Origin of the sequence: Streptomyces sp. NBC_00989 (assembly GCF_045162655.1) — a bacterium.
GTDB lineage: Bacteria > Actinomycetota > Actinomycetes > Streptomycetales > Streptomycetaceae > Streptomyces.
The window spans coordinates 3,539,844-3,552,793 of record NZ_CP108728.1; the positions used below are offsets into that span (position 1 = coordinate 3,539,844).

Here is a 12,950-nt window from a genome sequence, read left to right on the forward strand (position 1 = left end):
GCGCACCCTCTGCGTCGCGCACGCTAAGTGTGCGGAACGCGCACCGTTCGGTGGGGCGAGTGGTCTCTGGGATGGATGGGTGACGGTTCGCCTCGCACGCTCTGGGAACGGACGACTGGCGCTTTCCTCGCTCACTCCCTCGCGGTCGCCACCGTGACCGCCCGGACCCGGAGCGCCACGCGTCCCGGCAGTGCCGTGGCGGCGAGGGCGAGGGTCCCGGCCACCGCGACCACCGTGAGGTACACGAGGGGCGTGACCGACGGTGCCGCCCGGCCGGTCATGCCGACACTGAACGCGGTCAGGACGGCGAGGGCGATCCCGCTGCCGAGCGCCGTGGCGAGCAACAGCACCGACAGCGCCTCGGCGCGCAGCATCCGCAGCACCTGCCGTCGGGTCGCCCCGGCGAGGCGGAGCAGCGCGAACTCCCGGACACGCTCCGCGACCGACATGGCGAGCGTGTTGACCACCGCGATGGCCGTGAACGCCAGGACGAGCCCCATGGCGAGGTAGTTGACCTCGGCGTTCGCCTGCTGCCGCTGCGCCTGGAGCGAGTCTGCGGCGGCCGGAGCGAGGACTTGGACGCCCGGGAACTCACGGAGGGTAGTCGCGAGTTGTGTCTGTGTACGGGGTGTGCTGACGAGGACGGAGGAGGCGAGCGGGTTGTCGACATGCCGGGCGACGAGATCGTGCGCGAACGTGAGATCGCCGAAGCCGAGACCCTTGGCGTAGACGGCGACGACGGTGAGCGTGACGGGCGTGCCGTCGCCGAGCGTCAGCTTCAAGGGGCTGCCGGGCCTCAAGTGAAGCTGGTCGGCGGCCAGTTCGCTTACGGCCGCGGTGCGCTCCGTGAGGTGGCCGAGCGATCCGGCGGTGACGTCGGGGTCCCAGGTGCGGGTGAGTCCGGCGGGGGTGACGCCTTGGGCCGCGTATTTGTCGAGGCCCACGCGGACGGTCGTACGGACGACTTCGGTGACGACGTCGTGCCGCGCGCGGAGTTGCCGGGCGGCCTCGGCCGGGACGCCCGGGCCCTGGGAGGCGACGACCCAGTCGGCCCGGACACCTTCGCGGACCTGGGCACGGGCGGCGTCACCGAGGGTCGGCTGGACGAACAGGACGGTGCAGGTCATGCCGATCAGGAGGGTGAGGGGGGTGACGACGGAGGCCATGCGGGTGGCGTTGCCTCGGAGATTGGCGACCGCGAGCCGACCGCAGGGGCCGGTGCGGCGGAGCGGACCACCGATCACGAGGGTGGCCGCCTTGACGAGGAGCGGTCCGAGGAGGGCTACGGAGGTGGAGAGGACCACAACGGCGAGGAACGTCACGGGAGTTGAGGCGGGTTCGGTGCGGAGCGTGCTGAGCACGGCTACCAGGGTGACGCCGAGCGCGAGGAGGACTAGGCCGGTGAGGAGGCGGCCTCGGGTGGGGCGGGGGTGTGTGCGGGGGCGCTTGCCCCGGGGGCGTGTGGGGCGGGCCTGCGTGGGGTGGGAGTGCTTGGGCTTGGTGGCTTCGGGGTGGGCTTGGGGGTCGGGGTGGGCTCCGGCTTCAACTCCAGGTGCGGCTGCGGCTCCAGGCCCGACTCCGGCTCCGGGCTCGGCTACGGCTTGGGCGTCAGCTCGGGGTCCAGGATCGGCTCCGGCTCCAGGTTCCGTCCCAGCTTCGGAGAGCGCCTGGGCAGGGTGAATACGGGAGATACGGCGGGAGGCAACTCGGGCTGCGGCCCACGCGCCCAGCACAGTCGCGGCTAGGGCAGCCAACGGTGGGACCACGCCGGTGGTGTGCTGGAGAGTGGCGGGGACTGCGCCCAGGGCGACGAACCTGTCGTAGAGCCAAGTGCCCAGGGGAAGTCCGAGCAGGGCGCCCGCGACTCCGGCGACCGTGCCGACGATCAGGGCCTCGCGGCCGAGGAGTCCGCGGATCTGGCCGGAGGTGGCGGCCACCGCGCGTAGCAGGGCGAGTTCGCGGTGGCGCTGTTGGACGGAGAGCGCGAAGGTGCCGACGACCACGAGAACCGCCACGAGCAGCGAGGTGCCGCCCATCGCGCCGCCCATGCTGACCAGCCTGACCCGAGCCGTGGCGGCGTCCAGGAACTCGACGGGGCCGCGTGCGTCGCCGGTGGTGACTTGAGCGGTGGCTCCGGCATGCGGCGCGGTCGTTCCGTGGAGCGTCGCGACCACGGCTTGCCGTAGCCGGGCCGTGCTCGTGCCCTTGGTCGGGACTACGCCGAACGCGGCGACCTGCCCGGGGTGTGCGGCCAGGCGGCGGGCTTCGGCCGTGGAGAAGAAGAGTGACGTCTGATGGCGTACGGCCCTGGCGGGAGCGGCGATTCCGGTGATCCGGTAGCTGCGCGGAGTCTGCGTCGACTGGACGGTGAGACGGTCGCCGGGCCGGAGCCGGGCCCGTTCGGCGAGGTCGCGGTCGATGACGAGATCGGTCGCAGCCTGCGGAGCGCTGCCGGTGACGAGCCGGTACGGCGTCAGCGCGGCCGAGTCCCAGGCGTGCCCGTAGGAGGTCCGGCCGCCGGTGCCGACGTCGGCGCCCGAGGGCGTCAACGGCTGGGCGAGGAAGGTCAGTTCGGGGATGACACGAGCGACACCCGGGGTCCGTGCGAGCGTGCTCTCCAGGCTCGCGGGGAGCCAGGCGCGCTCGGCGATCGGTTTCGCCTTGTGCTTGACCTTGGTCTTGCCCTTCTTGTGTTTGATGGTGGTCCGGTGGACGTTCTGGTCGGCGGAGACCACGACGGGGCTCGCCGCGTAGCGCTCGGTGCGGATGGTGCCGCGCAGACCGGTGTCGAGGAGGGTGCCGCAAGCCGTGATGAGGGCGGCCGCGCACATCAGGGCGAGGAAGGCGCCGAGGAAACCTGCCTTGCGGGCGCGGACGGACCGGAGGGCGTAGCGCAGCATCATGAGGGCTCGGTCTCTTTTCTGTTGTGTCCCGGGGCGGCGTCGGCAGGATGCGCAAGGGCGACTTCGGCACCGGTGCCGGCACAGGCACCAGCTCCCGCATCCGATTCGGCATCGGCATCGGCATCGGTGAGCGGAACCGGGAAGGCGAAGAATCGGGTGAGCACGGTGCGCGCATCCGCCGGCGTCTCGGCTTCGGGGCGCTTGTAGCGGTTGAGGAGGGCGATGTACTCCTCGAAGAACACCCGGAGTTCGGATGGGGTCAGCCGGATGGTGCCGCGTGAGTACGGGAACGCGTCCGCCCATGCCCCGGTCTCCGCGGAGTCCCGCTGGAGTTGCTCGAAGAGCTCCAGATCGGCGGCGTACGCATGGTGGTTGAGCTCGTCCATGACGTGCCGCATCTCGGCACTCTGACGGCTGCGCGGCGGAAACCGGCGATCACCGGGAACGGCCCGCCACCAGCGCTCGCGACCATGACCGGGGGCGCGCTCCGCCCCGGTTTCCCCGTCCCCCGCCACAACTCCCGTACCCTCACCCGCCGTTGCCGTCTCCGCCCCCGCCTCCTTCTCCGTCTCCTCGACGAAGCCGTAGCGGGCGAGTTCACGCAGGTGGTAGCTGGTTGAGCCGGTGTTCAGGCCCAGCGCGCGGGCGAGCGTGGCCGAGGTCGCGGGGCCGTGCAGGGTGAGGTGCTGGAGCATGCGCTGGCGACGGGGCTGCGCGAGGGCCTTCAGCGCGGCGAGGTCGGAGAGTTCGACGGGTGCGGGTGTCGCCGGGGTCCGCCCGGTGGGCGTCTCCCCGCCGGATGCGCCGGGTGGGCCGGGTTCCTGTGCCATGCGTACACAGTCGTTTGTGCACAGGTGCCTGTGCACTGCGGCAATCCGGCGTCTTCAGCCGGGGGTTAGCCCCACCTCGGGCACCGGCCCGGTGCTTGCCTGAACGCGGTCGGCGCCCCCGCGCGTCCACCGTGTTCAGGACGTTGGCACCACCGAGGGATCAGAACCGGATCGATTCCGTCGATTCCGGATCAGCGCTCCCTCGTCTTCGGATCAGTACCCCTCGTCCCCGAGGAACTCCGTGTCCTCGCCCTCTTCCTCCAGCGCCTGCCGGACCACTCTGAGGGCCATGCCCTGGGAGTAGCCCTTGCGGGCCAGCATGCCCGCGAGGCGGCGCAGCCTCTTGTCGCGGTCGAGGCCCCGGGTGGACCGCAGTTTGCGGTCGACCAGTTCGCGGGCCGTCGTCTCCTCCTGGTCGGAGTCGAGCTGGGAGACCGCCTCGTCGATCAGCGTCGGGTCGACGCCCTTGGTACGCAGTTCCTGGGCGAGCGCGCGCCGGGCCAGACCGCGACCGTGGTGCCGGGACTCCACCCAGGCGTCCGCGAACGCACCGTCGTTGATCAGTCCGACCTCCTCGAACCGCGACAGCACCTCGTCCGCCACCTCGTCCGGGATCTCCCGCTTGCGCAGGGCGTCCGCGAGTTGCTTGCGGGTGCGCGGGTTCCCGGTGAGCAGGCGCAGGCAGATTCCCCGCGCCCGCTCAGCCGGGTCCGCCGGCGGCTCCTCCTTCTCGGCCCTCGACGAGGAGAAGTCACCTCCGTCCTCTCCGGACGACTCACCGAAGCCGCGACCACGGCGCCCGCGTCTACCGCGTGCGCCGTCACCGCGCGCCGTAGACCCTCGCGAGCCGCCCTCGCCGCGCGCTCCACGGCTGCGGCGCGAGCCGCGGCCGGGTGCGTCGTCGTCGGACCCGTCGCCGGGCGAACTGCCGCCGGGCGCCGAGCTTCTGAAGAGCCGACCGGTGCCCGCCGAACCATCACCGGGCACCGGGCCACCGAAGGGCGGACCGGCCTCCCCCGCGAAGCCGCCGCCCGGCTCGTCGCCGTACGGCCCGTCCATGCCGTACGGCTCCTCGGGCCTGCCGTCCGCACCGTAGGCCAGGCCGTCACCGCCTTCCCCACGCCCCTGCGGGGCATCGGGATACGCGTACTCGGCCCAGTCCGTTCGTCGTGTCACGGGTCAGCTCTTGGCTGCCGTGGCCTTGGCCTTGGTGGTCTTGGCCGCGGCCGGAGCGGGCACCGCCTTGGCGGCGTCGTCCGTGGCGGTGGGGACCGCCGCGCCCGCGACCGGCTCGGCGGTGGGCTTGTCCTTCTCCGGACGGACGCCCACGCCCAGCTTCTCCAGGATCTTCTTCTCGATCTCGTTGGCCAGGTCGGGGTTGTCCTTCAGGAAGTTGCGCGCGTTCTCCTTGCCCTGGCCGAGCTGGTCGCCCTCGTACGTGTACCAGGCACCGGCCTTGCGGACGAAGCCGTTCTCCACGCCCATGTCGATCAGGCCGCCCTCGCGGCTGATGCCGTGGCCGTAGAGGATGTCGAACTCGGCCTGCTTGAAGGGCGGTGCGACCTTGTTCTTGACGACCTTGACGCGGGTGCGGTTGCCGACCGCGTCCGTGCCGTCCTTCAGGGTCTCGATGCGGCGGATGTCGAGTCGCACCGAGGCGTAGAACTTCAGCGCCCGGCCACCGGTCGTGGTCTCCGGGGAGCCGAACATCACGCCGATCTTCTCGCGGAGCTGGTTGATGAAGATCGCGGTGGTCCCGGACTGGTGGAGCGCGCCGGTGATCTTGCGGAGCGCCTGGCTCATCAGGCGGGCCTGGAGACCGACGTGACTGTCACCCATCTCGCCCTCGATCTCCGCGCGCGGGACGAGTGCCGCGACGGAGTCGATGACGATGAGGTCGAGGGCGCCGGAGCGGACCAGCATGTCCACGATCTCCAGGGCCTGCTCGCCGTTGTCCGGCTGGGACAGGATCAGGTTGTCGATGTCGACGCCGAGCTTCTTCGCGTACTCGGGGTCGAGTGCGTGCTCCGCGTCCACGAACGCGACCTGGCCGCCGGCCCGCTGGGCGTTCGCCACCGCGTGCAGGGTCAGGGTCGTCTTTCCGGAGGACTCCGGGCCGTAGACCTCCACCACTCGGCCGCGCGGCAGGCCGCCGACACCGAGGGCGACGTCCAGTGCGGTCGACCCGGTGGGGATGACCTCGATGGGCTCGTTCGGCCGCTCGCCGAGGCGCATCACCGCGCCCTTGCCGAATTGCCGTTCAATCTGTGCGAGTGCGGCGTCCAACGCCTTCTCGCGGTCGGTTCCTGCCATGGGTTCCACCCGGTTTGCTTGAGTCGATCGCTTCACGTCAAAGACGCTAACGCCTGCCACTGACAATGCGCCCCGACGCCCGCCCAGCCTGTGGATAACTCGGACACTTCGTCATCAAAAGCCTGCCGAAATGCCCGTCATGGCCTCGCCGGAGCTTCCATGAGAATGGATGTTCGATTTTCGTGTCAAGCGCACCACGCGGCACTGGCGTCATCGATGTCCCGTGACGCCTCACGCCGTGGCGACGCTTCGAAGGAGATGGAAATCCTTCCTGTGCCGGGGGCCGGACCCGTTGACTGGCGGCAGTCAACGGCAACCGACGCAAGGAGAGCTCGATGAGGATGTGGAAGCGTGCGGGGATCGCGTCCGTGCTGGTCGCTGCGACCGTCGGCATCATGAGTCCGGCGGCATCGGCCGCTCCCATGCCGTGGGAGACCAGCCGCGTGCACCAGCCCGCGCCGCAGATCGCACCGGTCTCCTCGGCCGTCGAGACCGGCACCGTCAGCGTCCTGTGCGGTCCGCCTTGCTACCAGTAGGACCCTTCGCGAGCGCCGCACGCTGCTGAACCATCGGCCTTCCCCGGCGCGTCCTCGACCTCGATGCCACAGGACGATCACGTCCCGACCGGCCGGCAGCGCACGTTCACCGCGGCCGCGTGGTCATCGCCGTTCAGCAGCCCGAGCCGGACCGGGGCGCCGCCGGGGTTGTCGAAGAGCCGGATGCCGTCGCCGAGCAGCACCGGCACGATGTGCAGGTCGATCTCGTCGATCAGTTCGCGCTCCAGGAGCTGTCGGCCGATCGTGGGCGAGAGCACTTCGAGGTTCTTGCCGCCAGCGGCCTCCAGCCCGATCCGGACGGCTTCGGCCACATCGCAGTCCAGGAAGGTCACCCCGGGGGCGGGCGGCGCGTCGTCGGGATGGTGCGTGAGGACGAACACCGGCCCCTGCCACGCGCCGCCGTAGACGCCACCGGCATCGGGGAAGGCGTCGAAGCCGTCCCGGCCGCCCAGTACGGCACCGGTCGTAGCGGCGTACTCCTCGACGAGGCCGGCCCGGAACGAGAACCCCGTCATCCAGTCCATCGCGTGGTCCGGCCCCGCCACGAATCCGTCCAGCGACATCGTGAAGTGCCACAGCACCTTGCCCGCGGCGGTCTGCGGTTCGGTGTCCGTCAACTGCGGGGCGGGCGTGGTCTCGACGCTCTGCGGGGCCCTTGCGGTGGACATGATCGATCCTCGCTTCTGGGGTCGCCGTCCCGCGTCTTCCGGGCGGCTCTCACCTCCATGGACCCCACGCGCCCCCGAAACTCATCGTCACGCCCCCAGGAGCACTACTTCCGCCGTCGTACGGCGGGTGCCTTCGGTCGTACGACGACTGCGCGGCGGGTTGCCGCGAGGCTCGGGCCATGACGAGCCACGTACGCCCCGCCGAGCGTCTCTGCCATGTGATCGGTGCCCTGTTGATCCTCTCCGGGCTGGTGCACCTGGTGGTGTTCGCGGTCGACGGCGGCCCCTGGTACGGGCCCGTCTCCTGGCGCAAGCCCGTCACGTTCGGGCTCTCCTTCGGGGCGACGCTGATCGCGGTCACCTGGGTCACGTCGTATCTGCGCGTCGGGGCCCGGCTGCGCACAGTGCTGCTCGTCGTGTTCGCCGCCGACTGTGTCGTCGAGGTCGGCGGCATCACCCTCCAGGCGTGGCGCCGGGTGCCGTCGCACCTCGACATGGAGACGCCCTTCGACACGGCGGTGTCCATGACGCTCGCGGTGGGTGGCGGTGTCCTGGTGGTGCTGCTCACCGTGTTCGCGGTGGCGTCCTTCCGGCACCGGCCGACAGGGCCTACGGGTATGGCGTCAGCGGTGCGTTCCGGGTTCGCGATCCTGCTCGTGGCGCTGGCCTCGGGCGCCGCGATGATCGCGCGCGGGGTCGTCCTCGCCCGGACCGGCCACCAGGAGGCGGCATACCACTCGACGGCCCCGCTCAAGCCGCTGCACGGGGTGAGCCTGCACGCCGTCCTGGTGCTGCCCGCCCTGGCCTGGCTGCTCTCCCGCACGTCCTGGAGCGAGGCCGTACGACGGCGGACCGTGACCGTCGCGATCGGCTGCTACGTGGTCGCCGTGGCCGCAGCCGGGGTGTGGGCGGTGCTCACGTACTGACCGCGACGCCCCGGTGTTCTCGCCTGATCATCCGTCAGGAGGAGCTGGAGGGGCCCTCTCCGGAGTCTCTCGGTTCGGAGTCGGTCGGTTCCGGATCGGTGGGCCGTGAGTCGGCTGTCCCGGAGTCGGTCGTAGAAGCGGAGTCGCTGCTACCGACGGAGTCGGCCGCTGTGGGCGCCTCAGCCCCTCGCCGCCGGTCCCACAGCCGTCGCGCGCGGGCCAGCGCGCCGGGCCCGCCGGAGCCACGGGTCCGGTGTCCCTGGACCCTGGGGTCGTCCGTGACGGCGTACCGCTTCACATACGCCCCGAGGAACGCCTGGAGCGTGGCGACGGCCGGGATGGAGATCAGCGCGCCGACGGCACCCAGGAGCGCGGTGCCCGCGATGACCGAGCCAAAGGCGACCGCGGGGTGGATGTCGACGGTCTTCGCGGTCAGCTTGGGCTGCAGCATGTAGTTCTCGAACTGCTGGTAGACCACGACGAAGATCAGCACCCACAGCGCGTACCAGGGGTCCACGGTGAAGGCGATCAGCATGGGCAGGGCGCCCGCGAGATACGTGCCGATGGTCGGGATGAACTGGGAGACCAGGCCCACCCAGACGGCGAGCACGGGCGCGTACGGGATGCCCAGCGCCTGCAGCAGGATGTAGTGCGCCACTCCGGAGACCAGCGCCATCAGACCGCGGGAGTATATGTAGCCGCCCGTCTTGTCGACGGCGATCTCCCACGCGCGCAGCACCTCGGCCTGCCGGGCGGGCGGCAGCACGGAGCACAGCGCGCGCCGCAGCCGCGGACCGTCGGCGGCGAAGTAGAACGAGAACAGACCGATCGTCAGCAGCTGGAAGAGGCCCCCGAGCACCTGGGTGGACACGTCCAGCACGCCGGTGGCGCTGTTCTGCACGTACTTGCGCAGCCAGTCGGAGTGGAGCAGCCCCTCCTGGATGTCGACCCGTCTGAGTTCCGTGTGGAAGTGCGTGTTGACCCAGTTGATGACCGAGTCGAGGTAGTCCGGGAAGTCCTCGATCATCTTGATGATCTGGCCGGCGAGCATCGACCCGAGGAGGGTGATGAACCCGGCGCTCACGATCAGCAGGCCGAGGAAGACCAGGAAGGTGGCCAGCCCGCGGCGCATGCCGTAGGCGGCCAGCCGGCTCACGGCGGGCTCGATGGCGAGGGCCAGGAAGAACGCGATGAGGATGTTGATCAGCAGCCCGATGAGCTGGTGGAAGGCCCAACTGCCCAGCTGGAACACGGCGACGAGGGTGAGCGCGAGCACCATGGCGCGGGGCAGCCAGCGCGGCATGCGGGCGCCCGGCGCGCCGTCGTCGGCCGTGGGCCCGGTCGGCGGCGTCGCACCGGTCGGGGATGCCTGTGGGGCGTCGTGCCCGGTCTCGTCAGTGGCTGCCACGGTGCAAGTCTCGCCTACGCCACTGACAACCGGTCACCCGCCGTCGATCTTCGTGACCGATCAGCGACTTTCCCGCGGAACGTTCATGACGGCGCAGACCACGCGCCACACGTCCTTGGCCTCCCAGCCCGCGTCCAGCGCCTCCTGCACCGTCCGCCCGCCGAGTTCCGTCATCACGTGATCGCGCGCGAAGCTCTCGGCGTACCCGGCGCCGAAGTGCTCCGTCATCCGCTGCCAGAAGACCGTCAACCGCATGACACCAGTATCCCGCCCCTGAGAGTGGGACCAGGTCGGGACCCCTTACGGAGACCGCTTTCCGTCCTACGGTCTGACGCATGGCCGAAACAGGAGCTTCCCCACTCCCCCCGACGCCCCCGGCGCACTCCCCGCTCTTCCGCGCCGAGCACTTCGTCTGGCTCACCGCGCGCGTGCTGGAACAGCGCCTCTTCGCGTACCACTTCCTCAACGGCGAACCCGATCCGGTGGAGACCGCGCTGGACGCCTACCGCAACGAGGACGGCGGCTACGGGCACGCGCTGGAACCCGATCTGCGCGGCCCGGTCAGCCAGCCGCTGCACACCGGTCACGCGCTGCGCGTCCTGGACGCCGTCGGGCGCTGCGGCGGGCAGCGGGTGGAACGCGTGTGCCGCTATCTGACCTCGGTCTCCACGGCCGACGGCGCCCTGCCGGCGGTCCTTCCCGGCCAGCGCGGCTATCCGACGGCCCCCTTCGTGCCGATCGTGGACGACCCGCCCAGCGAACTCCTCGCCACCGGGCCGGTGGTGGGCCTGCTGCACCGCAACGAGGTGTGGCACGCCTGGCTGTTCCGGGCCACCGACTTCTGCTGGCAGGCCGTCGACTCCCTGGAGAAGTCGCACCCGTACGAGATCGAGGCCGCCGTCGCCTTCCTCGACTCGGCACCCGACCGCCCGCGCGCGGAGGCGGCAGCAGACCGCCTCGGCCGTCTGGTGCGCGAGCACCGGCTCGCCGCCCTGGACCCGGAGCACCTGGAGGCCTATCCGGTCGCCCCCGGGTACGCGCCGGGCGAGCACCACTTCCCGTACGACTATGCGAAGACGCCGAGTTCGCTCGCGCGCGCGTGGTTCACGGACGACGAGATGGCCCGCTCCCTGGACCACCTGGCGGGGGATCAGCAGGAGGACGGCGGCTGGCCGATCCGCTGGCGTCAGTGGGCGCCGGGCATCTCTCTGGAGGCACGCCCCATGGTGACGATCCAGGCACTGCGCACCCTGAAGGCGTACGGCCGCTCCGTGGGCTGATCCCGGGCCGCCTCAGCCGCCGATGGCCCGCACGCCCGCCGTCACCAGTACGGCCGCCGCGACGACGAGCAGGAACGGTGCCCGCAACACCAGCGCCACGGCGGCCGCCGCGAGCCCCGCGGCCCGGGCGTCGAGCACGAGCGCGTGCCCGTCGGCGAAGGTCTGCTGGGCCGTGAGCGCGGCGAGGAGGGCGACCGGCAGCAGGGCCGCGAGCCGCCTCACCAGCGGCCTCTCGAGCGCGCCCGCGGGCACCAGCAGTCCGGCGAGCTTGACGACGTAACAACCGAGGGCGGTCGCTGCGATCGCGATCCAGATGGTCAACGGTCTTCCTCCTGTACGTCGTAACTGCCTTCCTCTGGTGCGTCGTTACGCACCCCGCTCTGCCGACGGCCCTCTACGTAGAGGACGATCGGCGCCGCGAGAGCCGCCACCAGGACCGGCACACCGGCCGGCAGCACGGGCAGCAGCCCCAGTCCCAACAGGACCGCGAGTGCAGCGACGGCACGCTCGGTGGTGGTCTTGAGCATCGGTGCGAGAAGCGCCAGGAAGACGGCGGGCCCCGCCGCGTCGAGACCCCAGGCGTCCGTGTCCCCGATGGCCTTGGCGCCCAGCGCGCCGAGCAGCGTGGTGAGGTTCCACAGCAGGTACAGGGTGAACCCGGTGACGGTGAACCCGATCCGCGCGGCACGCCGCGTGGGCTGCGCGAGCGTGACGGCCGCCGTCTCGTCGATGACCCACTGGGCGGCGAACGGCCGCACCGCGCGCGGGAGGGCCAGCAGCTGCGAGAGGCGCAGCCCGTAGAAGGTGTTGCGCACGCCCAGGAAGAAGGCTCCCGCCGCCGCGGTGAGCGGATTGCCACCGGCCGCGAGCGCTCCCACGAGCGCGAACTGGGAGGCACCGGTGAACACCAGGAGGCTGAGGGCACAGGTCTGCAGCAGGGTGAGCCCGCCACCGGCCGAGGTCACCCCGAAGGCGAACCCGGAGAGCCCTACGGCGACCCCGACCCCGAGCGCGTCCCGTACGACGGCGGAGTCCGGCTTTCCTTCGGCCTCGGGGGCTCGTTTCCCTTCTGCTCCGGGGCGTATGTCTTCTGAAGCGGTCTGTTCTGCCACGTGCCGGACGGTACGAGCAGCCGCCGTTCCGCGTCTTGTACGTTCTTGCGCTCCCGCTGGTACGCGCCCGGGGGTACGCCCACGATCCGGGCGAAGTGCCGGTTGAGGTGCGGCTGGTCCGTGAACCCGACGGCGACGGCGGCCTCCGCGGGCGCGGTACCCGCGTCAAGGAGACGGCGCGCCTGCCGTACACGGGCGTCGGTGAGCCAGGTGTGGGGCGGCATCCCGTAGGCGCCCCGGAACGCACGCAGCAGCGCGAAGGGGCTGGTCCCCAGGTCTCCGGCGAGTTGCTCCAGGGTGGGCGGTTCCGCCATCCGCGCTTCCAGCACGGCACGCGCGCGTGCGGCCACCCGGCCGCCGGCCGTGGGCACGGCGCGCTGCGGCAGCGGTCCGCCGTTCAGCCGGAGCAGCCTGGTGACGGCGACGCGCAGCAGGGTGTCGGCGGCTAGCGCGTTGCCCTCGTCGGCCGCGCGCAGGATCTGGTGGACGAGCCCGACGGTGTAGGGGTCGTCGAGCACGGGACTGACGAAACCGGGGGTGCCGCGGATCGAGGTGGTCTCGGCGGCTATCGCGGCCACCACCTCGGGCGACGGATAGACCGCCCCGTACCGCCAGCCCTCGGGCACGCCCGCCCGGCCGGTGTGCGGAGTGTCCGGATTGACCAGAGCCAGAGCTCCCGCACCGGCGGACACGTCGCCGCTGCCGTGGTGGAACACCTCGACGCCGTCCGCGATGGCGGCGATGACGAAGTTCTCGTGCGTGTGCCGTACGAACGTCTTGCGGATGTACCGGGCCCGCAGCAGGTCGACGCCGGGCAGCTCCGTGTACCGCCAGTGCCGCGCCAACTCACCCGAACCCGCCATACGGCCATTCTCCGCCACTGCGACGGAACGAAGCGGTCCTGGCCACGGCGACCGGAAGCCGCCGAAACGGTCCTGCCCACGGCGGCCGAC

The 12,950-nt window shown here is 71.3% G+C and carries 13 protein-coding genes; 3 read left to right on the plus strand and 10 right to left on the minus strand.

Translation table 11 applies throughout. From position 1 onward, the window contains the following. Nucleotides 1–131: 131 nt before the first annotated feature. From OG714_RS15155 to recA, 4 genes are all read right to left on the minus strand, one after another. The gene (locus OG714_RS15155; protein WP_406121361.1) at nucleotides 132–2,903 is read right to left on the minus strand and encodes an ABC transporter permease; all 2,772 of its coding nucleotides are present in this window, start codon (nucleotides 2,901–2,903) and stop codon (nucleotides 132–134) included. After that, nucleotides 2,900–3,733 carry an ArsR/SmtB family transcription factor gene (locus OG714_RS15160; RefSeq protein WP_406121363.1) on the minus strand — a complete coding sequence of 278 codons (834 nt, stop codon included), beginning with the start codon at nucleotides 3,731–3,733 and terminating at the stop codon, nucleotides 2,900–2,902. Before OG714_RS15160 ends, OG714_RS15155 begins: the two co-directional genes overlap by 4 nt. A 213-nt stretch (nucleotides 3,734–3,946) precedes the next feature. Continuing rightward, nucleotides 3,947–4,909: a recombination regulator RecX gene (gene recX / locus OG714_RS15165; RefSeq protein WP_406121365.1), complete on the minus strand. Its 963-nt coding sequence runs from the start codon at nucleotides 4,907–4,909 to the stop codon at nucleotides 3,947–3,949. A gap of 3 nt (nucleotides 4,910–4,912) precedes the next feature. After that, nucleotides 4,913–6,046, minus strand: a complete 1,134-nt coding sequence (gene recA, locus OG714_RS15170; RefSeq protein ID WP_406121367.1) for a recombinase RecA — start codon at nucleotides 6,044–6,046, stop codon at nucleotides 4,913–4,915. A 335-nt stretch (nucleotides 6,047–6,381) separates the two neighbouring features. On the opposite strand from recA, the gene OG714_RS15175 reads away from it, so the two are divergent. Continuing rightward, the gene (locus OG714_RS15175) at nucleotides 6,382–6,582 is read left to right on the plus strand and encodes a hypothetical protein (RefSeq protein WP_406121369.1); all 201 of its coding nucleotides are present in this window, start codon (nucleotides 6,382–6,384) and stop codon (nucleotides 6,580–6,582) included. 77 nt (nucleotides 6,583–6,659) lie between these two features. Here the strand turns inward: OG714_RS15175 and OG714_RS15180 are convergent, their stop codons facing one another. Beyond that, nucleotides 6,660–7,271, minus strand: a complete 612-nt coding sequence (locus OG714_RS15180) for a dihydrofolate reductase family protein (protein WP_406121371.1) — start codon at nucleotides 7,269–7,271, stop codon at nucleotides 6,660–6,662. Between the two features lie 179 nt (nucleotides 7,272–7,450). Here OG714_RS15180 and OG714_RS15185 point away from each other — a divergent pair, with 179 nt between their 5' ends. Beyond that, nucleotides 7,451–8,197 carry a hypothetical protein gene (locus OG714_RS15185; protein WP_406121372.1) on the plus strand — a complete coding sequence of 249 codons (747 nt, stop codon included), beginning with the start codon at nucleotides 7,451–7,453 and terminating at the stop codon, nucleotides 8,195–8,197. Between the two features lie 34 nt (nucleotides 8,198–8,231). Here OG714_RS15185 and OG714_RS15190 read toward each other — a convergent pair whose 3' ends face one another. Both OG714_RS15190 and OG714_RS15195 read right to left on the minus strand, forming a co-directional pair. After that, nucleotides 8,232–9,605 carry an AI-2E family transporter gene (locus tag OG714_RS15190; protein WP_406121374.1) on the minus strand — a complete coding sequence of 458 codons (1,374 nt, stop codon included), beginning with the start codon at nucleotides 9,603–9,605 and terminating at the stop codon, nucleotides 8,232–8,234. A gap of 60 nt (nucleotides 9,606–9,665) precedes the next feature. Further along, nucleotides 9,666–9,860: a DUF3046 domain-containing protein gene (locus OG714_RS15195; protein WP_406121376.1), complete on the minus strand. Its 195-nt coding sequence runs from the start codon at nucleotides 9,858–9,860 to the stop codon at nucleotides 9,666–9,668. A gap of 80 nt (nucleotides 9,861–9,940) precedes the next feature. Here OG714_RS15195 and OG714_RS15200 point away from each other — a divergent pair, with 80 nt between their 5' ends. Then, on the plus strand, nucleotides 9,941–10,885 hold the full coding sequence (locus tag OG714_RS15200) for a hypothetical protein (protein ID WP_406121378.1): 945 nt from the start codon (nucleotides 9,941–9,943) through the stop codon (nucleotides 10,883–10,885). A gap of 12 nt (nucleotides 10,886–10,897) precedes the next feature. On the opposite strand, the gene OG714_RS15205 is transcribed toward OG714_RS15200, so the two are convergent. The 3 genes from OG714_RS15205 to OG714_RS15215 are packed head-to-tail and all read right to left on the minus strand — an operon-like array spanning nucleotide 10,898 to nucleotide 12,860. Beyond that, nucleotides 10,898–11,206, minus strand: coding sequence for an AzlD domain-containing protein (locus OG714_RS15205; RefSeq protein WP_406121380.1), 309 nt, complete (start codon nucleotides 11,204–11,206; stop codon nucleotides 10,898–10,900). Further along, complete coding sequence (locus tag OG714_RS15210; protein ID WP_406131827.1) at nucleotides 11,203–11,970, minus strand: AzlC family ABC transporter permease; 768 nt, start codon at nucleotides 11,968–11,970, stop codon at nucleotides 11,203–11,205. Before OG714_RS15210 ends, OG714_RS15205 begins: the two co-directional genes overlap by 4 nt. Further along, nucleotides 11,874–12,860 (minus strand): AraC family ligand binding domain-containing protein, encoded by a 987-nt coding sequence (locus tag OG714_RS15215; RefSeq protein ID WP_406121382.1) that lies wholly within the window; start codon nucleotides 12,858–12,860, stop codon nucleotides 11,874–11,876. Before OG714_RS15215 ends, OG714_RS15210 begins: the two co-directional genes overlap by 97 nt. Nucleotides 12,861–12,950 lie beyond the last annotated feature (90 nt).